Origin of the sequence: Nocardiopsis dassonvillei subsp. dassonvillei DSM 43111 (assembly GCF_000092985.1) — a bacterium.
GTDB classification, from domain to species: Bacteria; Actinomycetota; Actinomycetes; order Streptosporangiales; family Streptosporangiaceae; genus Nocardiopsis; species Nocardiopsis dassonvillei.
The window spans coordinates 1,380,245-1,400,778 of sequence record NC_014210.1 but is presented as its reverse complement, the minus strand read 5'-3'; the positions used below and the strand labels follow the sequence as shown (position 1 = coordinate 1,400,778).

Sequence of the window (20,534 nt, the reverse complement as noted above, 5' to 3'; positions counted from 1 at the left end):
CGATGTCCGCATCCGCACCCCCGAGTCCTTCGGCCACGAAACTGTTCGAGCTCATCACCGCCAGCTGGGTGGCGGCCGCCGTGAGCGCGGCGGCCGAACTCGGCGTCGCCGACGCCATGACCTTCAAACCCCTGCCCGTCGACGAGATCGCCGAGAGGATCGGCGCCGACGCCGACGCCCTCCACCGCCTCCTGCGCGCCTGCGCCGACCTCGACCTCGTCGAGGAGGGACCGCGGCGGCACTTCGCCCTGACCGGGCTCGGCCGCGCCCTGCGCGGGGACGCGGCCGACTCCATGCGCGGCTACGCCCGGTGGGTCGGCAGCCAGGCCGAGCGGTCCACCATGGCCCACCTGGCCCAAGCGGTGCGGACCGGGCGCTCGGTGTTCGAGCAGGTGCACGGCCGGACGGCCTGGGCCTACCTGGACGAGCACCCCGAGACCGCGGCGGTCTTCGACGAGGGCATGACCGACATCTCCGCCCAGCTCACCCGGGGCGTGGCGGGCAGCTACGACTTCGGCGCGCACCACACCCTCGTGGACGTCGGCGGGGGCCGGGGCAGGCTGCTGGCCATCGTGCTGTCGGCCCATCCCGGTCTGCGCGGCGTGCTCTTCGACCGGTCCGAGGTGGTCGCCCACGCCGGACCGGTGCTGGAGGGCGTCCGTGAGCGGTGCCGCGTCGTCAGCGGGGACTTCCTCTCCTCCGTCCCCGAGGGGGGCGACGCCTACCTGCTGTCGAACGTCATCCACAACTGGGGCGACCAGGACGCCGCGCGGATCCTCTCCCACTGCCGTGAGGCGATGACCCGCGACGGGCGCGTCCTGCTCGCGGAGGTGGTGGTGCCCGACTCCCCGGGTCCCGCCCGGACCGCCAAGTTCATGGACCTGAGCATGCTCGCCCACTGCGACGGCAAGCAGCGCACCAGGTCCCAGTTCGCCGACCTCTTCGAGCAGGCCGGACTGAAGTTGACCCGTGTCCTGCCCAGCTTCGGGACCAGCGTCGTCGAGGGGGTGCGCGCCTGAGCGGCGCACCTGTGCCGCCACCGTGGACGTGCGCGCCGGAGCCGGCGCGCACGGGCACGGCTCAGCCCCCGTGGACGGCGGCGAGGAAGTCCAGCAGGGCCGCGTTGACCTCCTCGGGGCGCTCCTGCTGGGTCCAGTGGCCGCAACCGGGCAGGGTGACGCCGGCGTGCAGCCCCGGTGCGACCAGCGACAGGTTCTCCAGGAGTTCGGGAACGCCGCGCATGGCCCTGACCAGGTCCTTGTCACCGCCCACGTACAGCGCGGGCACGTCGATGACGCGCCCCTGGAAGGGCGACATGAGCCCCTGGTTGCGGTCGATGTTGCGGTACCAGTTGAGCGGACCGGTGAAGGCGTCGGGGTCGGAGTAGTCGGCCGTGAAAGCGGCCAGGTCCTCCTCGGTGAGCCAGGAGGGCAGCTCCTCCGGTTCGGGCAGGGAGCCCAGCGCGCTCTCGCCCTCGGGCACGATCCACAGCCGGGGCTGGTCGAAGGGGGCGTCGCCGGAGGCCCCGACCAGGAGGCGGCGCAGGGTCGAGGCGGGGTCGGCGGCCAACTCGGCGTCGGCGACGCCCGGCTCCTGGAAGTAGGCCTGGTAGAAGCCGTCGCCGTAGACGGCGCGGGAGGACGAGACCGACGGCATCATGGCGGGCGGAACGGGCGGAACGCTCAGGCCCGCCACGCCGCGGACCAGGTCGGGGCGCATCATGGCGGTGGCCCAGGCCACCGGCGCCCCCCAGTCGTGGCCGACCACGACCGCGCTCTCCTCCCCCAGCGCGGAGACGAGGGCGACGACGTCGCCGACCAGGTGGGGCAGGGTGTAGGCGTCCACCGCCTCGGGCCGGTCGCTTCGGGCGTAACCGCGCTGGTCGGGGGCGGCCACGCGGTACCCGGCCCCGGCCAGCGGGGCGAACTGGTGGCGCCAGGAGTACCAGCTCTCGGGGAAGCCGTGCAGGAGCAGGACGAGCGGTCCGCTGCCCTGCTCGGCGACGTGCAGACGGATTCCGTTGACCTCGACGTCCCTGTGTTCCACGTTCATGGCGTACGCGCTCCTCGTCGCTGAGGGGTGGGGGGCACAGTCACGCTATACCGGCGGGTCCGGCTCCTCCAGGCTCCCTCGGGGGCGGGAGCCGGCCGTGTCCCCGGCGGGAACACCCTCCCCACCTGCGCCGCTTGAAGTGGAGCGCGCTCCAGTACCTAGGCTCCGGTCCATGACCACACCACAGCGAAGGATCGGCTCGGGCTTCGGCGGGCGCAGCACCGCGCGCGAGGTCCTGGACGGAATCGACCTGACCGGACGGCTGGCCGTCGTCACCGGCGGGTACTCGGGCATCGGGCTGGAGACCACCCGGGCCCTGGCGGAGGCGGGCGCCCGCGTCGTCGTGCCCGCGCGGCGGCCCGAGGCGGCGGCCGAGGCCCTGGCCGGGGTCGAGGGCGTGGAGGTCGACGGCCTGGAGCTGTCCGACCAGGGCGACGTGCGCGCCTTCGCCGAACGCTTCCTCAGGACGGGGCGCGCGATCGACGTCCTCGTCAACAACGCCGGGGTGATGGCCTGCCCCCAGGCCGTCGCCGGACCCGGCTGGGAGTACCAGTTCGCCACCAACCACCTGGGGCACTTCACCCTGGTCAACCGGCTCTGGCCGGCCCTGGCCGAGGGCGGGGCGCGGGTGGTCTCGGTGTCCTCCGGCGCGCACCAGGCCTCACCGATCCGCTGGGAGGACCCGTGGTTCGCCCAGGGCTACGACCGGTGGCTGGCCTACGGGCAGTCCAAGACCGCCAACGCCCTGTTCGCCCTCCACCTGGACCGGCTGGGAGAACCCCTCGGGGTGCGGGCCTTCTCCCTGCACCCGGGCGCGATCCTCACCCCCTTGCAGCGGCACATGACGCGGCGGGAGATGGTCGACGCGGGGTGGGTCGACGGGAACGGTGAGCTGATCGACCCCCGGTTCAAGACGCCGGAGCAGGGCGCGGCCACCCAGGTGTGGGCGGCCACCTCGCCGCGGCTGGCCGGGATGGGCGGGGTGTACTGCGAGGACTGCGACGTGGCCGTGCCCGCCGGAACCGAGCCCGGCGTGGAGGGCGTGCGCGACCACGCGGCCGATCCCGCGCAGGCCGAGCGCCTGTGGGCGTTCTCCGCCGAGCTGACCGGGGAGGACGCCCTCGCCTGAGCGGCGGCCGGTCGCGGCCCGTGCCGCCGTCCGCGGGGACCGCGCCCCGTGGACGGCGGCACGGAATGATCACCGAAGTCCCGCAATCGACATACCTCCCATACAAGGAATTCCACCCGGAGAACTCGTGATATTCCATCCAGCGGTTCCCGTGGTCAGACCCCTCGCGTCACGCCGGCAACACTTCCTGCCGCCCCCTACCGTTGCGGCGTGAAGCGCGCCGGGAGCTCGAACAGTCCGCGCATCCACAGCGACGGCCGCCACTCCAGCCGCTCCGAAGGCACCGCCAGCCGCACGTCCGGCAGCCGGTCCAGCAGGCTCTCCACCGCCGTGCGGGCGATCGTCTCCGCGATCTCCGGTGCCGGGAAGGGGCACCCGTGCTCGCCGTGGCCGAAGGACATCTGCGCGCGGTTGCCGCTGTGGACGTCGGGGAGCCCTGCGTGCAGGCGGGGGTCGGCGTTGGCCGCCGACAGTCCCAGCACCAGCATGTCGCCGCGTCGGATGCCGCGCCCGCCCAGCTCACAGGCCTGCACGGCCCACCGGCCGATGAAGTTCTGCGTGGGGGTGTCCTTCCACAGCACCTCGTTGAGGGCCTCGCCCGCGCTGCCGCGCCCGCCCTGGAGGGTGAGCGAGAACTGGTCGTCGGTGAGCATCAGGAGCAGGGTGTTGCCGATCCAGTCGCCGGTGGGCGCCTGGGCCGCGGCGAGGACCACCAGCAGGTCGATGACCGCCTCGGCGTCGCTCAGGCCCGCCGGGTGCAGCAGCAGCCGCGAGGGCACGTCGTCGCGCGGCGCGGCGCGGCGGTCGGCGACCAGGGCGTCCAGGCGGGCGTGCAGGCGCCGGTGGGCGCCGCCCGCGTCGGCGGCGACGTCGAGCGAGAGCACGACGTCGCGCACCAGTGCCGGGACCTCCGCCTCCGGCAGGCCGCAGAGCCGGGCGACCACCATCGCGGGGATGCGGTGCGCGTACTGGGAGACCAGGTCGGCCTCGCCCTCCGCGCGGAAGGCGTCGACGAGGCCGTCGGCGGCCCGCTGGCACAGGGTCCTGAGGTCGGCGCGGTCCACGGCGTCCAGGGCGTCGCCGATCGCGCCCGCGCGCCGCTGGTGTTCGGCCCCCTCGGCGAACATGACCGAGGGCGTCCACATCACGTAGGGCAGGAGCGGCCAGTCCCGGCCGACGCGGTCCCACTGGTTCCAGCGGCGGCAGTCGCGGGCGAACCACTCGGGTCTGCTGGTGACGTGGTGCAGCTCCCGGTAGCCCATGACGAACCACGCCGGAACGTCGCCGTCGAGCAGCACGGGCGCGACCGGGCCGTAGCGTCCGCGCAGCTCCTCGTAGAGCCCGGCCGGGTCGCGGGCGATGTCGGGGCCGTACAGGCGGGCGGCGCCCGCGTGGTCCGGGGAGGGGGGCGGCGGGCCGCTGCTGGCCGGTGCCGCGGCCTCCGGACCCGGGCTGTGGTTCACGTCGTCTCCTCCTGGGGCGGCGCGGGTGCGGACGCGGAGCCGGACATCGGCGCCGGTGCGGACTCCCGCCCTGACCCGGGCGCGAACGCCGTCGTCGGCGCGGACGGGTACCCGGCGACGGGTCCGGACACGTGCTGGACGAGGGTGATCAGGACGTCGCGGCTGGACTCGCGGCTGCGGGCGTCGCAGTCCACCACGGGGACCCGCCCGGACAGGTCCAGGGCGCGTCGCACCTCGGGCAGGGCGGGTCCGGGGCCGAAGCGGTTCACCGCGACCACGAAGGGCGTGCGGTGGTGTTCGAGCCGGTCCACGGCGTACCAGGAGTCCCGGATGCGGTCGGTGTCCACGAGGACGACCGCGCCCAGGCTGCCCTCGAACAGCTGGTTCCACAGGAACCAGAACCGCTTCTGGCCGGGGGCGCCGAAGAGGTAGAGCACGCGCCGCTCGTCCACGGTGATGCGCCCGAAGTCGAAGGCCACGGTGGTGGTGCGCTTGTCGCGGACGGCACTGAGGTCGTCGATCCCGACACCGGCCCGGGTCATGACCTCCTCGGTCCTCACCGGGCGCGTCTCGCTGACGGAGTCGACCAGGGTGGTCTTGCCGACGCCGAACCCGCCGACGACGACGATCTTGAGCGCGTTGTCGGCCGTCGCGGCGAGCGGGGCCCGGTGCGGCCCGGCCGGCCGTTCAGAGGCGTTGGAGGGCAAGGAGCACCTGCTTCAGGGTCTCGGGGTCGTGCCCGGCCTCCTGCCGGGTGAGGGCCGCCGGGTGGCGGGCCGTCACCCGCCCCGTGTCCAGCAGGTCCAGCAGGAGGATCCGCACGACGCTGACGGGGAGCCGCAGCTCCGCGGACAGCTCCACCACGGCGGTCGGGTACGCGCACAGGCGCAGGATCGCGGCGTGCTCGGACTGCATGCCGGGCACGGGGTCGCACTCGGCGACGACGAGGGTGACCGAGTCCAACACGCGGGTGTCCGCGTCGGAGCGCCCGCCGGTCACGGTGTACAGGCGGTCGGGGGACTCTCCCCGGAGGCAGTCGTGGTGGGTCACCGCTGCTCGGCGCCCACTCGGACCCGCTCGCTCCGGCGCGGGGCGGCCGTCAGGAAGCCGCCGATCCGTTCGACGAGTGCGTTCATGCTGTGGCCGATCACGCCGACGTCGGCTTCCCCGGCGGCGATCACCGCCAGGTGGGCGCCCTCCCCGGCGCGGATGATGAGCAGGACGCCTCCGCCGAACTCGACCATGGCCTGACCCGCGCCGCCGCGGTCGCCGAACTCGGCGGAGGCGCTCAGGGACAGGCTCTGGATGCCCGCGGCGATGGCGGCGAGCTGGTCGGCGCGGTCGGTGTGCAGTTCGCGGGTGTGGCACATCCTGAGTCCGTCCCTGGACAGCACGAGCACGTGGCGGATGCCCGGTGTCCCGTGGCGCAGGTTCTCCAGAAGCCAGTCGAGGCTGGTGTCCATGGTGTTCATCGGGGTCGCGGGGCAGCCGCGCGCGGGCCCGGTCCGTGCCCCTCCCTCCGTTTCTCTTCTCTACTCTTCGGCTCGTTGTGGCTGGCGTGCGTTGCGGAAGGACGCGAACCTGGTGCCGGGGTCGCCGCCGGGTCCGGGCGTGACCGGACCGGCGGAGAGCTGGTCGGGCTCCTCCCGCAGCGCCGCGGCGAGGGTCTGGCCGCGCCGCCGCCGGGGCAGCCCGGAGGCGGCGCGGGCGGGCGCGGCGGGGCTGTCGGGCCCGGGGGCCGCCGTACCGGCACCGGGGCCCGGTCCCGCGGCGGGCGCGGGCCCGGCGGAGCGCCGGGGGCGGTGCCCGGCGCGCGGGCCGCCGGGGGCGGGCTGGGACTCGGTGACCAGGTGCGGCGGGACGAGGACGACGACGCCCACGCCGCCGCGGGCCGAGGGACGGAAGCTGACGCCGAGCGCGTGCTTGTGGGCGAGGCGGCCCACGACCGCCAGGCCCGTGCGGGTGCCGCGCAGCGTGGACAGGTCGCGGGGCTCGGTGACCAGGCTCTCGGCGAGCCTGCGCTCGCGCACGCGCATGCCCAGTCCGCTGTCCTCGACGGTGACGGACAGGCCGGTGTCCTCCTCCTGGACGTAGACGTGCACCTCGGTGCCGTGGGCGGAGAAGTTGGCGGCGTTGTCCATGAGTTCGGCCAGGGCCTGCATGACGCCCTCGGCGGCGTGCCCGGCGATGGAGGCGGTGCTGGTGTTGTGCAGGCGCACGCGGCGGTAGGCGTTGATGCGGCCCATGGCGCCGCGCAGGACGCTCTCCATGACGATGGGCCGGGTCCAGCGGCGGCCCGAGCGGCCCCCGGCCAGGACGACGAGGCCGTCGGCGAGGCGGCCCGTGCGGGAGACCCCGTGGTCGACGTCCAGGAGGTCGCCGAAGACACCGGGGTTGTCGCCGTAGCGGTCCTGGAGTTCGCGGAGCCTGGCCAGCAGGGAGGTCAGGTGGGCCTGGATGCGGGCGCCGGAGGCGGCGGCGGTCTCCATGGCCGAGGCGGAACGGCGGGCGGCGGCCAGCAGCTCCTCCAGCGTGTGCGCGCGCAGGCGGGCGAGGGCGCCGTGGACGGGGGGCAGTTCCTCCCGCAGGGTCTCGGCGGCGCCGACGCGGTCCTCGCGCACGCGGGCGACCATGAGCGGCAGGCCGACGCGGTCGAGGTCGGCGATCTGCTCCTCCAGCGCGGTGCACCGGGCGAGGGCGTCGGCGGCGCGCACGCGCGCGGTGTCGAGCTCGGCGGTGACGGCGTGGGTGAGCCGGTGCAGCGCGACGTGGCGGGGCTGGGGGTGCTCGGCGAGGACCTCGCGCGCGGTGCGGCCCGCGCGCAGGCCCTCGGTGAGGGCGGGCAGGAGCTGGTCCACCAGGTGCTCGGCCTCGCGTTCGAGGGCCTGGGCGGTGGCGTCGACCCGGGTGCCGTGCTCGCGCGCGGCGCGGGCCGCGGCGGCCTGGTGCGCCGCCGCGGTGACGGCGGCGCACAGGGCGGCTCCGGCCGCTCCGACGGCCAGGGCCACGCTCTGTCGGGCGTCGGGGTGGGCCGTGACGACCGCCCAGGACCAGGCTGGGGCCGCCAGCGCGGTCACGGCGACCAGGGCGAACAGGGCCTGTCGTCCGGGGCGCGGTGGCCGCCGTTGTCGGTCGGACGGGTGAACTGGCATGGGCGGGTTCCTCGCGGGGCAATCGCGCGAAGGGAGCGGGCCGTGCCCGGTCCCGTCGCCCGGTCTCCGGGCAGGGGAGGTCCACCCGGTTTCCCCCGGGGAATTCGAGGGCGGACGGAAATCACCGTAGACCACGGGCGAAAGGCACGTGGGCTTTCTCGCGAGGAACCCCGGTCAGACGGCGGAGAAGTGCGGCATCCCGCTTTTTCCGCTCTTCTTAATTCTGACATACCCCTGCATTGCGCGCTTTTCGCGCGGATGCTCGGTTCAGGAGAAAAGGAGGAAGACCGCGAGGACCACCGCCAGGAAGACCAGCGCGCCGATCGCGGAGTGGCGTCGGGAGGCGGCGCCCGCGTCGGCGGCGCGCGCGGGCAGGCCGGGCCAGCACAGCACCGCGGCCGCGGCGGCCCCCGCGCTCAGGGCCACGTCCAGGTACCAGACCGCCACGGGGAAGGACGCCCACGTGGTCAGCAGCAGCGAGAGCACCAGGAAGAAGAGCGTGTGGGCCGTCCGGTTCAACACGTCCCAGCGGTCCGCGAAGCGGAACCTGCCCCGGCCCCGGAACCGCAGGAGGACGTCCGCCGCGCTCACGACGCAGATGCCGTTGAGGAACGCGGCCCCGGCGTAGGTCAGCACGTCCGTCACGCTCATCGGGCGTCCTCCGTCAGCAGTTCCAGGACGGCGTCTTCCAGTCCGGTGGTCGTGTTGCCGAAGGCCAGCACCGCGCGCCCGCCCTCCCGGTCCAGGGCGACCATGGAGGCGAAACCCCCGGTACCGCCGTTGTGCCAGGTGACCTCGGTGCCGCCGTGCTCCTGTGTGACCCAGGCGAACCCGATCCGGTGGTCCGGCCCGCCGTCCCAGCGCGGTTCCAGGGCCGCCGCGCCCGGCGCGGCGCCCTCCAGCAGCGCCCCGGCGAAGCGCGCCATGTCGGCGGGGGTGGAGCGCACGCCCCCGGTGGGAGCGTAGGCGTGGGCCAGCCAGGGGTCGGCCCGGCGCCCCCTGTCGGTGTAACCCCGGGTCGCGTCCTCGGGCAGGTCGTCCCCGGATTCGGGCAGGGTCGTGTCGTCCATGCCCAGGGGGTCGAGCAGCCGCTCGCGCAGGAGGGTGGCGTAGTCGGTCCCGGCGGCGTTGGCCAGGGCGTGGCCCAGGATCGCGGTGCCCATGTTGGAGTAGCGGGACTCGCCGCGGTCGGCCAGCTCCGCCGCGGCCACCTGCGCGACCAGGTCGTCGTAGTCGTAGGGGTAGGGGTCGTTGCCCAGGTAGGAGGCCGCCACCGAGACCGCCATGTCGGGCACGCGGGTGGAGAGTCGGGGCAGTCCGGAGCGGTGGCTGGTCAGCTCGGCCAGGGTGACGTCGGCGGCGGGGGCGCCGTCCAGCTCGACCAGCTCCCCGAGCCGGGTGTCGGCGGTGACCTCGCCGCGTTCGACGGCGATGGCGAGCAGCATCCCGGTCATGGTCTTGGAGACCGAGCCGATCTCGTAGTCGGTGCCGTCGTCTGCTCCGAAGTGGGCGAAGCTCACCCGTCCGCCGTCGACCTCGACGACGCTGACGCGGTCGCGCACGCCCTCGGACAGCAGCGGGCGCGCCCGGTCGAGGAGTCCGGGGTCCCCGGACTCCTCGGCGGACAGGGCGGGTGTGTGCGGCCGTGCGGCGACCCCGAGCACCACGACCAGGGCGGCCGCCGCACAGGCGACCGCGACAGTTCTTCCTCTGGCTCTCACGGAGCCCTCCTTACTGGGGTGCTCCCCCGGCCGCCGTGAGGATGGCGAGCAGGGGGACGACGCGTTCCGGTGGAATGGCGTAGTGGCCGCGCCGGACGGTGGTGAGCCATCCGGCCGCGGCGAGCAGGTTGACGTGGTGGTAGATCTGGCCGGTCGTGCCGAAGTCGGAACGCTCGGCCAGGGCGGCGACGGTCCCGGTTCCCCTCCAGACCGCCTGTAGCAACTGGAGCCGGACGGGGTTGCCCAGGGCGTCGAGGCTGGCGGCGTGGCGGGCCCAGTCGGACTCCTCCAGGCGCTCGACCGGCAGCCCCTGCTGCCACTCCAGCGTGTCCTCCTCCCCCTCCCCGCCGCGGACGATCCCCGCGAAGACCACGCCGCCGTGTCCGGTGACGCGTTCCCGCAGGGCGTTGAGCGCGAAGAACACGTCTCCGAGCGCCTCCGCCCGGGGTGTCTCGGTCGCGCGTTCGCCGGCCGCCTCCAGGGCGCTGACCCGCGCCTCCAGCTCGGCCAGGCGCTCCTCCGTCGTCCTGTCCACCGCACCTCCACCTTACATGCTTTTCCGTAATTACGTACTTTTAGAGTAGCAGGCCCGGGAGCTTTGCCCGATCCGTAGGAACGGGTGGGGTGTCGCTGACCCGCCGGGTCGGATGATGAAGACAAGGCGCGCGGATCGCGCATCCGCAAGAGGGACACCCGAGCGGCCGTTCCCACGTCCCGGACCGCGCAGAGGCCAGCGGGGACGGCCGGGAAGGATCCGGAACATGCGAACGCAGGCAGCCAACGGCTGGCAGTTCTTCGTCGCGACACTGCTGATCGTCATCGGGGCGGTCAACGTCATCCAGGGGCTGGTGGCACTCCTGACCCCCGAGTTCTACGCCGTGGAGAGCACGGACGTGCTCCTGGTGGGCTACACCTCCTGGGGCGTGCTGCTGGGCCTGTGGGGGGCGGTGCTGATCGTCGCCGGTCTGGCCGTGCTGTCCCGCAGCACGTGGGCCCGGGGCTTCGCCCTGGTCCTCGCCTCGGTGAACGCCATCGCCCAACTGGGCTTCGTGATGGCGATGCCGCTGTGGTCGATGGTGGCCATCGCCGTGGACCTGCTGGTGATCTACGGCCTGACCGCCGGCTGGCCCGACCGCGAGCGCGAGTCCGGGCGCACCGAACACCACGAGGGCGCCTACCAGAGCGGGTACAACGCCGCCCACGCGGCGCCCAGGCCCGCGCAGTCGCCGGAGGGGAGCACCGGCTCGCCGCAGCAGGCGGCCGGACCGCAGCAGACCACCGGGCAGAACTACTGAGAGCCCCTCCCGGGCCGCCCCCGTTCCCCAGGACGGGGGCGGTTGCGCACGCCCGCGCGCGGCCGGTGGGGGCTGCCGGACCGGAGAAGACCCCTTCGCGCACCTGGGGACGGCCGCCGCGGACACGGCCGGGGGCGGTGGCCTCGGCCACCGCCCCCGGCGGGTCGGTCACTCCCCCTCGGAGCGCCTCAGTCCTCGCCCCCGCCCTCGCCCTCGGTGAGGTAGTTGGCCAGGAACCCGAGGACCCCGAAGGCCGCCGCGGCCGCGACCGCGGGGACGAACAACAGGTCCGAGGTGGTCGTGATCCAGTCCGGCCGCCGCGCGATGACCCCGGCCAGCTGACCGGCGACGAGCAGGACGCCGAGGAGGAAGCAGGCGACGAGGCCCAGTTTGAACAGGGTGCGCACCACGACGAGGGCGCGGGATCTGATGGTGGTCATGTTCAGCCTCCGAAGACCGGTAGGACGCCCCAACCGATGAGGCAGCCGATCAGGAAGATCGGGATCATGTAGTAGACGATCAGCGGCAGGAAGGTGCTCTCGGGTCGGGCGCCCGTCAGTCCGGCCGCCACGAAGATCGACCCGGACGCGGGCGGGGAGGCCCCCTCGGTGGAGGCGAACACCAGGATGGCGATCACCGCCAGGAGCGGGTCGACCCCCACGCCCACCAGTGCCAGGAAGGAGATCTGCCCGACCGCGGTGAGGGTCGCCGTGGAGGAGAGCGGCCCGGCGACCAGGGTGACCACCAGTCCGACGGCCACCACCAGCAGGACGCGGTTGACCGGCAGGTTCTCCAGCAGGGTGTTGACGTCCTCCGCGAGGCCGAGGCGGGCCAGGATCTCGCTGGCCGCGATGGCGAAGAACAGCAGGGCCCCGATGGTGGCGAACTTGGGCAGGGCGCCGTCGAGCAGGGCCGACCAGTCCCGCGGGTTCCGGGGCAGACGGTCGCGTCCGGCGACGAGGGAGAACACGATGATCAGGATCGGGATCCAGATCAGCAGCGAAATCTCCCCCACGGCCCCGCCGAGCGGGGTGGAGTTCTCCAGGTAGTCGGCCAGGGGCCCCGCCGTGATCACGATCGGGATGAGCGCGCCCAGGAAGATGGTCAGGGCTCCCGCACCCTGCCGCAGGGACTCGCGCAGGGGCAGCAGGTCGGTCTCGTCGGCCCTGGGGATGCCGTCCCTGCGCACGAAGTACGCGATCAGGGCGAACCTGAGCAGGATCTGGTAGGTCCCGGCCGCGAGCAGGCCCATGTAGACCTGGCCGGTGCTGACCATGCCCCCGGCGAAGCCGATCATGATGACCATGGAGGCGCTGGGGGGCAGGGCCGCGCCCATCCCCCCGTTGCCGGCCATCACCGTGGCGGCGCGGGTGGGGGACCACCCCGTGCGCACCATCCAGGGGCCGGTGAAGGAGCCGCTGGAGGCGGTGTTGGCGGAGTTGGACCCGGACAGGGCGCCGAAGACCGCGGAACCGGCCGTGTCGATGAAGGCGGGGCCGCCGCGGACGCGTCCGAAGAGGGAGTTCAGGATGGCCAGGATCCGCTGGATCAGGCCCGTGACGTCGATCAGGTAGGCCATGAACACGAAGGCCAGGGCCGCGTAGAGCACCTCGTGGGTGAGGGCGTCGACCAGCCCCCGCAGCAGGTACGCGGGCGCCTGCGCCCCGGCGAACAGCGCGGTGACGACCAGTCCGAGCAGCATCGCCTCGCCCATGTTCCGTTTGAACACGACGTTCCAGACGATGATCACGGCGATGAAGGCCGCCAGGGCTAGGAGTGCGATGGGCATGGGTGGACCTTCGGGAGGGGAGTCGGGGAGTGGTGGCGGCCAGGTGCGGCGGGGGACGGATCCGGCCGGAAACCGGCGGGGCGGGCGCTCACCGGCGTTCCGCCCGGATGGCGCCGCGGCGGCGCTCCTCCTCCGCGACGACCTCGCGGGCCGCGCGCAGGGTCTGCTCCGCCTCCAGGCGGGGGACGAAGAACACCCCGTCGCCGTCGGCGACCACGATGTCCCCGGTGGAGCAGACCGCGCCGCCCACCGAGACCGTCCGGCCCACGTGCCCGGGGCCGTCCTTGTAGGGTCCGGCGGGCGAGATCCCGGCCGCCCAGACGGGGAAGCCCAGGTCGCGGAGTTCGTCGGCGTCCCGGACCGCGCCGTCGACCACCATGCCGCGCACGCCCCGGTTGAGGGCGCGTTCGGCGATGAGCTCGCCCAGCAGGGCGCGTGAGGTGTCGCCCCCGCCGTCCACGACCAGGACGTCCCCCGGCCGCGCGAGGGCCAGAGCCCGGTGCAGGGCGCGGTTGTCGCCGGGGCGGGTCAGGACGGTGAGCGCCCGTCCGGTGACGCTCGCCCCGGGCCAGACCGGGCGGACCCGCGAGGAGACGAAGCCGAGCCGGTCGCGGCCGTCGCCGATGGCTGCGGTGGGGACACCGGCGTAGGCGTCGGCCAGCCCGCGCGCGTCCTCCCCGCCCGAGCGCGCCAGGAACAGGTGGCGGTCGGCGGCCCCGATGCTCACCGGCGCCTCGACGCCCAGTTCACCGAGGAGTTCGACGCTGGAGCGGAGTTCGTGCGCCCTGCGCAGGGCGTGCAGGCGCGTGCCCTTGTCCAGGCGCTCCAGCGCGGAGGTGCCGTCGGCGAGCGCGTCGGCGACCTGTGTGCGCATCCACGCCTCCTCCCCCGCGGCCCTCCCGGCGTCCACGGCCTCGGTGATCAGGGCTCCCAGGCCCTTCATGAAGACACTGCGCAGCAGCTTGCGCCGTGACGCGGCCCCGACCTCGCCGCCGACGGGCTCGGCGTCGGAGCCCACCGCCCGGAGCAGCCGGGCGGCGTCCCCGGAGGCGGGGCCGGAGAGCAGGACGTTGACCTCGGCGCCGTACCTGAGCACCGAACCAATGATCGCACCGTCCACGACCTGGGCGGATTCCCCCAGGACCGCCTCCACCTCGGTCTTGGTCGCCGGGGCGGCGGCGTTGAGGTCCACGTACACCGCGTCACGGCGCAGCACCGGCCGTGCGTCCTCGGCCGCGGTCACCGCGTACGCGGCCGTGGTGAGGCTGAGGACCAGGTCGGCGTCGGCGACCGCCTCGCCGGTCGAGGCGGCCCGCGCCACCCCCTCGGGCGTCCGCGCCTCCGGCGAGGGGTCGTAGCCGACGGTCTGCCAACCGGCGGCCGCGAACGCGCCGGCGTAGATGGCACCGGCTTCTCCGAGCCCGAGCACCGCGACCTTCATAATCCCACCCTCTATCATTGAGTGATAGTTTCTGTTGCCTGTTGATAGCGAGTGTGACCTGCGACGCTTCGCGGTGTCAACCTGCCGGAAACCCGTCCGCTACGTTGAGGGGAGGGCGGCGATGCGCGCATCGCCTTGGGGACGGGCACATCGGCCCCCTCCCGGGACAGGGCGAACGACGACGGAAGGGCGGGCGAGGGCACGGATGGGAGCGACGGCTGGGGGTGGCAACCAGGGGCGCACCCTGGACCGGGCTCTGGACGTGCTGGAGTGCCTGGAGCGGGCGCGCGGCCCCCTGCGGCTCAGCGACATCGCGCGGGAGAGCGGGCTCCACCTCGCCACGACGCAGCGCACCGTCAACCAGCTCGTACGGCGCGGATACGTCCAGCAGGAGCGCCTGGGCTACTCGCTCGGGCCGGTGGTGCTGTCCCTGGCGCACTCCTTCGTCGTCAACGACCGCCTCTGCAGCGTCGCGACGCCGATCCTCACCGAACTGTCGGCCACGACCGGTCTGACCTCGTCGGTCTACGTGCGCTCGGGACAGGAGCGCATCCTCATCGCGCGCGTGGACGGAGCCGACCCGCTGCGCTACCAGTTCCCCATCGGGCGCAGGGTGCCCCTCAACATCGGCGGCGGCAAGGTGCTGCTCAGCGACTGGGACGACGAGGAGCTCGACGCCTACCTCGCCGACCACGCCGAGGTGCGCCTGGCCTCGGGCAGAACCCAGGACGCCGCCGACCTCCGGGCGCAGATCGAGCGGATCCGGGAGGTCGGCTACCACCTCGCCGAGTCCGAGCGGGAGCCCGGCGCCCTCAGCCTGACCCGGCTGCTGTACGACTCCGAGGGCGAGACCCTGGGCGCCGTCAACCTGGTGACCACCAGTGACAGGACCAGCCCCGAGGAGCTGCTGTCCCAGCTTCCCGAGCTGTCACGGGGCGCCAACGCCATCGGGGTGCGCGCCTGAGGCGTCGCCCGCAGGGGGCGGGCGGCCGCGCTCGGGTCCCGGCCGGATAGGTTCCGGGCATGGACGACGACTGACCGGACCCGGGGTCAGTCGCGGTACAGCTCCGCCAGGGCGTCGGCGTAGCGCTCCCGGACGACCCGGCGCCGGAGCTTGAGCGAGGGGGTGAGCTCACCGGTGTCCGGGCCCCACTCGCCCGGAAGCAGCCGGTGGCGCCTGACACCCTCCGCGCGGCTGAACCGGGCGTTGGCCGCCGCGACCGCGCGTTCGGCCTCCGCCGCCACCTCGGGGTGGGCGACCAGCGCCTCCCAGTCCCCGCCGGTGTCGATGCCCCGGGCCGCCGCCCACACCGGAAGCGTCTCGCGGTCGGGTACCAGCAGCGCCACCAGGTAGGGCCTGCGGTCCCCGTGCACGTAGGCCTGGCCGACGATGGGGTGCTCCTTGAGGGCGTTCTCCACCGGCGCGGGCGCGACGTTCTTGCCCTGGGAGGTGACGATGAGCTCCTTCTTGCGGTCGGTGATCCACAGGTAGCCGTCCCCGTCGAGGCGGCCGACGTCGCCGGTGGCGAACCACCCCTCGGCGTCGGTGGCCGGGCGCACCGAACCGTCCGGTTGGAGGTAGCCGCCGAAGACCGACTCCCCCCGCAGCCACACCTCGCCGTCCTCGGCCACCCGCACCCGCACGCTCGCGAGGGGGCGGCCGACCGAGCCCAGCCGGAACCCGGTGGCGGGGCTGTTGACGGTGGCCACGCCCACGGACTCGGTGAGGCCCCAGGCGTCCATGACCACGATCCCGAACCCGGCCCAGAACCGCACCACGTCCAGCGGCATCGGCGCGGAGGCGCTGGATGCCCAGCCCACCCGGTCCAGGCCCACCTGGGCCAACAGGGGAAGCAGGACCTCGGCCCGGGCCCGCTCGAAGCGTTCCCCGAGTTCGGCGGGCACCTCCTCGCCGCGTTCGCGGTGGGCGACGTGCTCGGCGGCCACGGCCGTGGCCGCGTCCACGGCGGCGCGCGTCTCCTCGGGCATGCGGGCGAGCCCCGCGCGCAGGGCGGAGGCGAACTTCTCCCACACGCGGGGAACCCCAAAGAACTGGGGCGGGCGCACGTGCCGCAGGACCCCGGGCAGGTCCCGGAGGCTTTCGCACATCCACACGTGGGAGGCGCGGAAGACCGGCAGGTAGAGGCCGAGCATGCGTTCGGCGATGTGGGCCAGGGGCAGGTAGCACACGTGGTCGGGGTGCTCGGGGAGGGCGACGGCCGCGTCCAGGGCGGTGGCGTTGGCGAGCATGTCGCGGTGCGTGATGGCCACGCCCTTGGGGTCCCCGGTGGTCCCGGAGGTGTAGACGACGGTGAGCAGGTCGTCGGGGGTGAGGTCGCGCCAGCGTTCGAAGGCCGTGCCGGCGGGGGTGCTCTCCAGGAGGGCGTAGTCGGTGTGGCCGCGGTCGGGGTCGGCCCCGTCCACGACGACCAGCGCGGCGAGGGGTACCTCGGGGTCGGCGAGCAGGCCCTCCCACGCGGTGGCGGTCGCGGTGTCGCCCACCACGGCGAGGCGGGCGCGGCTGTGCCGGGCGACGTGGGCGACCTGTTCGGAGGCGGCGGTGTCGTAGACCGTGGTGGGAACGGCGCCCGCGTGGACGAGGGCGAGGTCGGACAGCCAGTGCTCGGGGCGGTTGCCCATCATGAGCAGGACGTGGTCGCCGGGTCCGACTCCCAGGGCGGCGTAGCCCTCGGCGAGCGCGGCGACGCGGTCGCGCACCCGCGACCAGGTCAGGGTGGTCCAGTCGCCGCCGTCCGGCGCGCGCCAGGACAGGGCGGGCGCGTCGGGGCGGTCGGCGGCGTTGCGGGCGAGCAGGCTCGGAAGGGTTCGTCCGGTGGGGGGCATGGGCGCTCCTGGGTCCGGGATCTCCGTGCACGGCCGACGGGGGTCGGGTGCACTCATCCCTACCCAGGAAACGGGTGCCCGCTCCGGGCGCCGAGGGGCCGGCGGCCCGGAGCGGGGCGGGCTCAGCGCTTGCGCGGGTGCAGGTGGCTGGTGACGGCCAGCCGGTTGTAGAGGTTCATCATGGCGATGCCGGCGATGAGCGCGGCCAGTTCCTGGTCCTCGAAGTGCTCGGCGGCGCCCTCGTAGACCTCGTCGGACACCCCGTGCTCGCCCAGGCGGGTGATCTCGTCGGTGAGCGCCAGAGCGGACCGCTCGGCGTCGGTGAAGATCTCACCGGCCTCGTACCAGGCGGACACCAGGAAGAGCCGCTGCTGGGACTCCCCCGCCTCCAGGGCGCGCTGGGTGTGCAGGTCGATGCAGAAGGAGCACCCGTTGAGCACCGAGGCGCGCAGCTTGACCAGTTCCAGCAGGGCGCCGTCCAGGTGCCCGGAGATGACCTTGTCGATCTCGTCCAGCTTGCCGTAGACCTCGGGAAGCTTCTTCGCCCAGATCACGCGTTCTCTCGCCACGGGGGCCGCCCTCCTCGTCGAACACCTTCACCGTCCCGGCCGGGACCCGGACCACAACGCTACCAACGGGGTCCGGGCACCGCGGGGTCAAGGTCGAAACCGGAGACGGAAGGCCGGGTTAAGGTATTTTCGTGTGGTTTTCGGCTTTCCGTAATCCAATCCGAGACATCAGAGCACAGAATTTCCCTTGTTTCTGCTTCACCGTTTCGCCAGCGGACACAGAGCGCGGACTGACGACCGAACCGAGGGGCCTGAGACCAACCCTCAAGCGGTGGCGCTCGCGTCAGCTTTCATAAGGCCTTGGTTTCCACGCTTTTGAGGGTTGGGGATGTGTGGTCGCGCCCTCCCCGCCCCCACGGGCTGGCGTGAGCGCGAACGCCCCCACCACGAACGGACCGGCCGGGGCGCCTTCCCCGACCGGTCCGCCCTCCAGACGCGTCACTTCTCGGCGACGGGCTCCAGCACGAAGACCGGGATCTCGCGATCGGTCTTCTTCTGGTAGTCGGCGTAGTCCGGGAACGCCGCCACCGCGCGCTCCCACCAAACCGCCTTCTCCTCGCCCGTGACCTCGCGGGCCACCATGTCCTGGTTCACGGTCCCGTCCCGCAGCTCCACGTGGGGCTCGGCGAGGACGTTGAAGTACCAGACGGGGTGCTTGGGCGCACCGCCGAGCGAGGCGACGACGGCGTAGCGCCCCTCGTGCTCCACCCGCATCAGCGGCGTCTTGCGCAGCTTGCCGCTCTTGGCCCCGCGCGTGGTGAGCAGGATGACCCGCATTCCGCGCAGGGTCATCCCCTCCCTCCCGCCGGACCGCTCGATCTGCTCAACCTGGTTGCGCACCCACTCCGTCGGACTCGGCTCGTACTCGCCTTCGAGCGGCATGGAATCGTCTCCCTCGTCGTTGCTCGTCCTGACTGGCCGAACTGGCCCACAGCACTGCCAACATCACTTCCCCGCGGAGCTCGTCCGTACCACGTCAGTCGGGGTTGCGGGCGTCGTGGGTGAGCAGCGCCAGCTGCACCCTCCCGGACAGGTCCAGCTTGGTCAGCGCGCTGGACACGTGCGCCTTCACGGTGCCCATCGACATGTACAGCCGCTCGGCGATCTCGGCGTTGGACAGCCCGGCGGTCACCGCCTCGGCCACCTCGCGCTCGCGTTCGGTGAGCAGCGCCAGCCGATCCCGGGCTCGCTCGCGTCGCGAGGGCGCCTCGGTGCGCTCCACCGGATCGGTTCCGGCCACCCGGTCCATGAGCGCGCGGGCCACGCTGGGCGAGAGCACGGGCTCGCCCGCCGCCGCGCGGCGCACCGCCTCCACGATCCGCTCCGGCGCGGTGTGCTTGAGCAGGTACCCGGCGGCACCGGCCCGCAGCGCCCGCACCACGGTGGCGTCGGCGTCGAAGGTGGTGAGCACCAGGACCTGGGGCCCGCTCCCGTCGCCGCGCAGCGCCTCGGTCGCCGCGATCCCGTCCGTGCCGGGCATGCGCACGTCCATCAGCACCACGTCGGGACGGTGCTCGGCCACCGCCGCGGGCACCTCGGCGCCGTCCCCGGCCTCGCCCACGACCTCGATGTCCCCGCCACCGCTGAGCATGATCCGCAGACCGGAGCGGACGAGGGGGTCGTCGTCCACGAGCAGGACGCGCACGGGAGTGTTCACGGGCACCACTATGGCACCTCCGCCGTCTCGGGCCAGGGCAGCGTGGCCAGCAGGCGGAACTCCCCGCCCTCGGGCCCGTGGCGCAGGGTTCCGCCGTCCAGGGCGACCCGCTCGGACAGGCCGGTCAGGCCCGCCCCGGCCCCGGGGATCTCGGCGGGCGCCACCCCCACCGGCAGCGGGTTGACCACCGACACCTCCAGGCCGCGACCGGGGGCACCGTTGATCCGCACGTCCACCCGGGCCCCGGGCGCGTGCTTGCGGGTGTTGGTCAGCCCCTCCTGGACCAGCCGGTAGGCGGTGCGGCGCACCTGGCCGGGCGGTTCGGCTCCTTCGGGAACGTCGTGGACGGACCGCACGCGCTGCCCCGCCCGGACCGCCTCCTCCACCAGGCGGGTCACCTCGGCCAGGGCGGGCGGCTGGGGCGCGGCGGTGCCCGCGTGGTCGCCCTCCTCCCCCGGGGCGGTGTCGGCCGCGCGCAGCACCGACAGGACGCCGCCCAGTTCCTCCAGCGCCTGGTGGGCGTTGTCGCGGATGACGCGCACGGCCGCGCCGAGTTCGGCGTTCTCCAGCGGCGGCGCCTCGCCCCGCTCCGCGCGCTCGGTCCGGTAGGCGAGCGCACCGGCGTGCACCGACAGCAGCGACATGCGGTGGGCGACCACGTCGTGCATCTCGCGGGCGATGCGCTGGCGCTCCTCGGTCCGGGCGGCGGCCAGGCGCCGCCCCCGGTCCTCGCGTTCGCGCCGCACGTCCGCGCGCAGCCGCTCGATGAGCTGGCTCCGGGTCCGGATGGCCACACCCCAGCCGATACTGCCCGTGAAGAGCAGTGCGGCGATGATCAGGACGACGACGCTGTCGCCCCGGGTGGGCGGGACCATGACGATCCAGGGCAGGCCCAGGATGAGGCTCGCCATCGCCGTCACCACGGCCTGCCGCCAGGGTCGGCGGACGGCGAGGTTGAACAGGGCGACGACCAGGGCCGCGGTCACCGAACTGGACGCGCTCTGGACCAGGCACAGCAGGACGGCCACGCCCAGGGGGTGGCCGCGGCGCCACCACAGCGCGAGGCAGCCGACCGCGCCCAGGGCGAGGTCCGGGAGGACGAGCCAGGAGGGCACGTACGGGTGCAGGCCCACGCTGTAGGCCAGGACGTAGTAGGCCCACACCAGCCCGGCGACGAGGAAGAGCAGGGCGTCCGCCGCCCATCCCCGCGGGCCCCGGCGCTCCCCGGTCGCGCTGCCGGACGCGGTGCCGCCGTCCGCGGCCGGTGTCGTGTCCACGTGGCTCCCCCTCCCTCACGCCAAGGGTAGGACGGCCGCACCCGCGCCGCCTCGGCCGACGGGCCGCCGCACCGGCGCGGACCTGGCCGACCGGACAGGCGGCCGTGACCGTTCGGCGGATGCGCCCGGAACGGGAACGCGGGGA

Annotated in this window: 21 protein-coding genes; 4 read left to right on the top strand and 17 right to left on the bottom strand. The window is 73.8% G+C overall.

The features are described from left to right. Positions 1–2 precede the first annotated feature (2 nt). Positions 3–1,019, top strand: a complete 1,017-nt coding sequence (locus tag NDAS_RS05725) for a methyltransferase (protein ID WP_013152193.1) — start codon at positions 3–5, stop codon at positions 1,017–1,019. A gap of 61 nt (positions 1,020–1,080) precedes the next feature. Here the strand turns inward: NDAS_RS05725 and NDAS_RS05720 are convergent, their stop codons facing one another. Then, positions 1,081–2,052: an alpha/beta fold hydrolase gene (locus tag NDAS_RS05720; RefSeq protein ID WP_013152192.1), complete on the bottom strand. Its 972-nt coding sequence runs from the start codon at positions 2,050–2,052 to the stop codon at positions 1,081–1,083. Positions 2,053–2,224: 172 nt separating this feature from the next. Here NDAS_RS05720 and NDAS_RS05715 point away from each other — a divergent pair, with 172 nt between their 5' ends. Continuing rightward, entirely contained in the window at positions 2,225–3,181 is a 957-nt protein-coding gene (locus NDAS_RS05715; protein WP_013152191.1) for an SDR family NAD(P)-dependent oxidoreductase, read from the top strand. A gap of 197 nt (positions 3,182–3,378) precedes the next feature. Here NDAS_RS05715 and NDAS_RS05710 read toward each other — a convergent pair whose 3' ends face one another. The 8 genes from NDAS_RS05710 to NDAS_RS05675 form a co-directional block, all read right to left on the bottom strand. Continuing rightward, the gene (locus NDAS_RS05710) at positions 3,379–4,644 is read right to left on the bottom strand and encodes a cytochrome P450 (protein WP_013152190.1); all 1,266 of its coding nucleotides are present in this window, start codon (positions 4,642–4,644) and stop codon (positions 3,379–3,381) included. After that, positions 4,641–5,351, bottom strand: a complete 711-nt coding sequence (locus NDAS_RS05705; protein ID WP_013152189.1) for a GTP-binding protein — start codon at positions 5,349–5,351, stop codon at positions 4,641–4,643. Before NDAS_RS05705 ends, NDAS_RS05710 begins: the two co-directional genes overlap by 4 nt. After that, positions 5,332–5,694, bottom strand: coding sequence for a DUF742 domain-containing protein (locus NDAS_RS05700; protein WP_013152188.1), 363 nt, complete (start codon positions 5,692–5,694; stop codon positions 5,332–5,334). The genes NDAS_RS05705 and NDAS_RS05700 overlap by 20 nt, the downstream gene beginning before the upstream one ends. After that, entirely contained in the window at positions 5,691–6,116 is a 426-nt protein-coding gene (locus NDAS_RS05695) for a roadblock/LC7 domain-containing protein (protein WP_013152187.1), read from the bottom strand. The genes NDAS_RS05700 and NDAS_RS05695 overlap by 4 nt, the downstream gene beginning before the upstream one ends. Before the next feature lie 60 nt (positions 6,117–6,176). Beyond that, positions 6,177–7,796: an ATP-binding protein gene (locus tag NDAS_RS29520; RefSeq protein ID WP_013152186.1), complete on the bottom strand. Its 1,620-nt coding sequence runs from the start codon at positions 7,794–7,796 to the stop codon at positions 6,177–6,179. A gap of 267 nt (positions 7,797–8,063) precedes the next feature. Further along, positions 8,064–8,447 carry a hypothetical protein gene (locus NDAS_RS05685; RefSeq protein ID WP_013152185.1) on the bottom strand — a complete coding sequence of 128 codons (384 nt, stop codon included), beginning with the start codon at positions 8,445–8,447 and terminating at the stop codon, positions 8,064–8,066. After that, the gene (locus NDAS_RS05680; RefSeq protein WP_013152184.1) at positions 8,444–9,517 is read right to left on the bottom strand and encodes a serine hydrolase domain-containing protein; all 1,074 of its coding nucleotides are present in this window, start codon (positions 9,515–9,517) and stop codon (positions 8,444–8,446) included. The genes NDAS_RS05685 and NDAS_RS05680 overlap by 4 nt, the downstream gene beginning before the upstream one ends. A gap of 10 nt (positions 9,518–9,527) precedes the next feature. Next, entirely contained in the window at positions 9,528–10,052 is a 525-nt protein-coding gene (locus NDAS_RS05675; protein ID WP_013152183.1) for an ArsR/SmtB family transcription factor, read from the bottom strand. A 226-nt stretch (positions 10,053–10,278) separates the two neighbouring features. Here NDAS_RS05675 and NDAS_RS05670 point away from each other — a divergent pair, with 226 nt between their 5' ends. After that, entirely contained in the window at positions 10,279–10,812 is a 534-nt protein-coding gene (locus tag NDAS_RS05670; protein ID WP_013152182.1) for a DUF7144 family membrane protein, read from the top strand. A gap of 188 nt (positions 10,813–11,000) precedes the next feature. Here the strand turns inward: NDAS_RS05670 and NDAS_RS05665 are convergent, their stop codons facing one another. The 3 genes from NDAS_RS05665 to NDAS_RS05655 all read right to left on the bottom strand — a co-directional run bounded on the left by NDAS_RS05665 (position 11,001) and on the right by NDAS_RS05655 (position 14,042). Then, on the bottom strand, positions 11,001–11,252 hold the full coding sequence (locus tag NDAS_RS05665) for a hypothetical protein (RefSeq protein WP_013152181.1): 252 nt from the start codon (positions 11,250–11,252) through the stop codon (positions 11,001–11,003). Between the two features lie 2 nt (positions 11,253–11,254). After that, positions 11,255–12,601: a TRAP transporter large permease subunit gene (locus NDAS_RS05660; RefSeq protein WP_013152180.1), complete on the bottom strand. Its 1,347-nt coding sequence runs from the start codon at positions 12,599–12,601 to the stop codon at positions 11,255–11,257. Positions 12,602–12,689: 88 nt separating this feature from the next. Continuing rightward, entirely contained in the window at positions 12,690–14,042 is a 1,353-nt protein-coding gene (locus tag NDAS_RS05655; RefSeq protein ID WP_013152179.1) for an RraA family protein, read from the bottom strand. A 205-nt stretch (positions 14,043–14,247) separates the two neighbouring features. Between NDAS_RS05655 and NDAS_RS05650 the strand changes: the two genes are divergently transcribed. Beyond that, entirely contained in the window at positions 14,248–15,006 is a 759-nt protein-coding gene (locus NDAS_RS05650; protein ID WP_013152178.1) for an IclR family transcriptional regulator, read from the top strand. An 86-nt stretch (positions 15,007–15,092) separates the two neighbouring features. On the opposite strand, the gene NDAS_RS05645 is transcribed toward NDAS_RS05650, so the two are convergent. The 5 genes from NDAS_RS05645 to NDAS_RS05625 all read right to left on the bottom strand — a co-directional run bounded on the left by NDAS_RS05645 (position 15,093) and on the right by NDAS_RS05625 (position 20,389). Then, on the bottom strand, positions 15,093–16,886 hold the full coding sequence (locus NDAS_RS05645; protein WP_013152177.1) for an AMP-dependent synthetase/ligase: 1,794 nt from the start codon (positions 16,884–16,886) through the stop codon (positions 15,093–15,095). Positions 16,887–17,008: 122 nt separating this feature from the next. Continuing rightward, a complete protein-coding gene (locus NDAS_RS05640; protein WP_013152176.1) occupies positions 17,009–17,455 on the bottom strand; it encodes a carboxymuconolactone decarboxylase family protein in 447 nt (148 codons plus the stop codon). Between the two features lie 438 nt (positions 17,456–17,893). Next, a complete protein-coding gene (locus tag NDAS_RS05635; RefSeq protein WP_013152174.1) occupies positions 17,894–18,337 on the bottom strand; it encodes a nitroreductase family deazaflavin-dependent oxidoreductase in 444 nt (147 codons plus the stop codon). A 94-nt stretch (positions 18,338–18,431) separates the two neighbouring features. Next, on the bottom strand, positions 18,432–19,121 hold the full coding sequence (locus tag NDAS_RS05630; protein ID WP_013152173.1) for a response regulator: 690 nt from the start codon (positions 19,119–19,121) through the stop codon (positions 18,432–18,434). Further along, positions 19,121–20,389, bottom strand: coding sequence for an ATP-binding protein (locus NDAS_RS05625; protein ID WP_013152172.1), 1,269 nt, complete (start codon positions 20,387–20,389; stop codon positions 19,121–19,123). The genes NDAS_RS05630 and NDAS_RS05625 overlap by 1 nt, the downstream gene beginning before the upstream one ends. Positions 20,390–20,534: the final 145 nt, after the last annotated feature.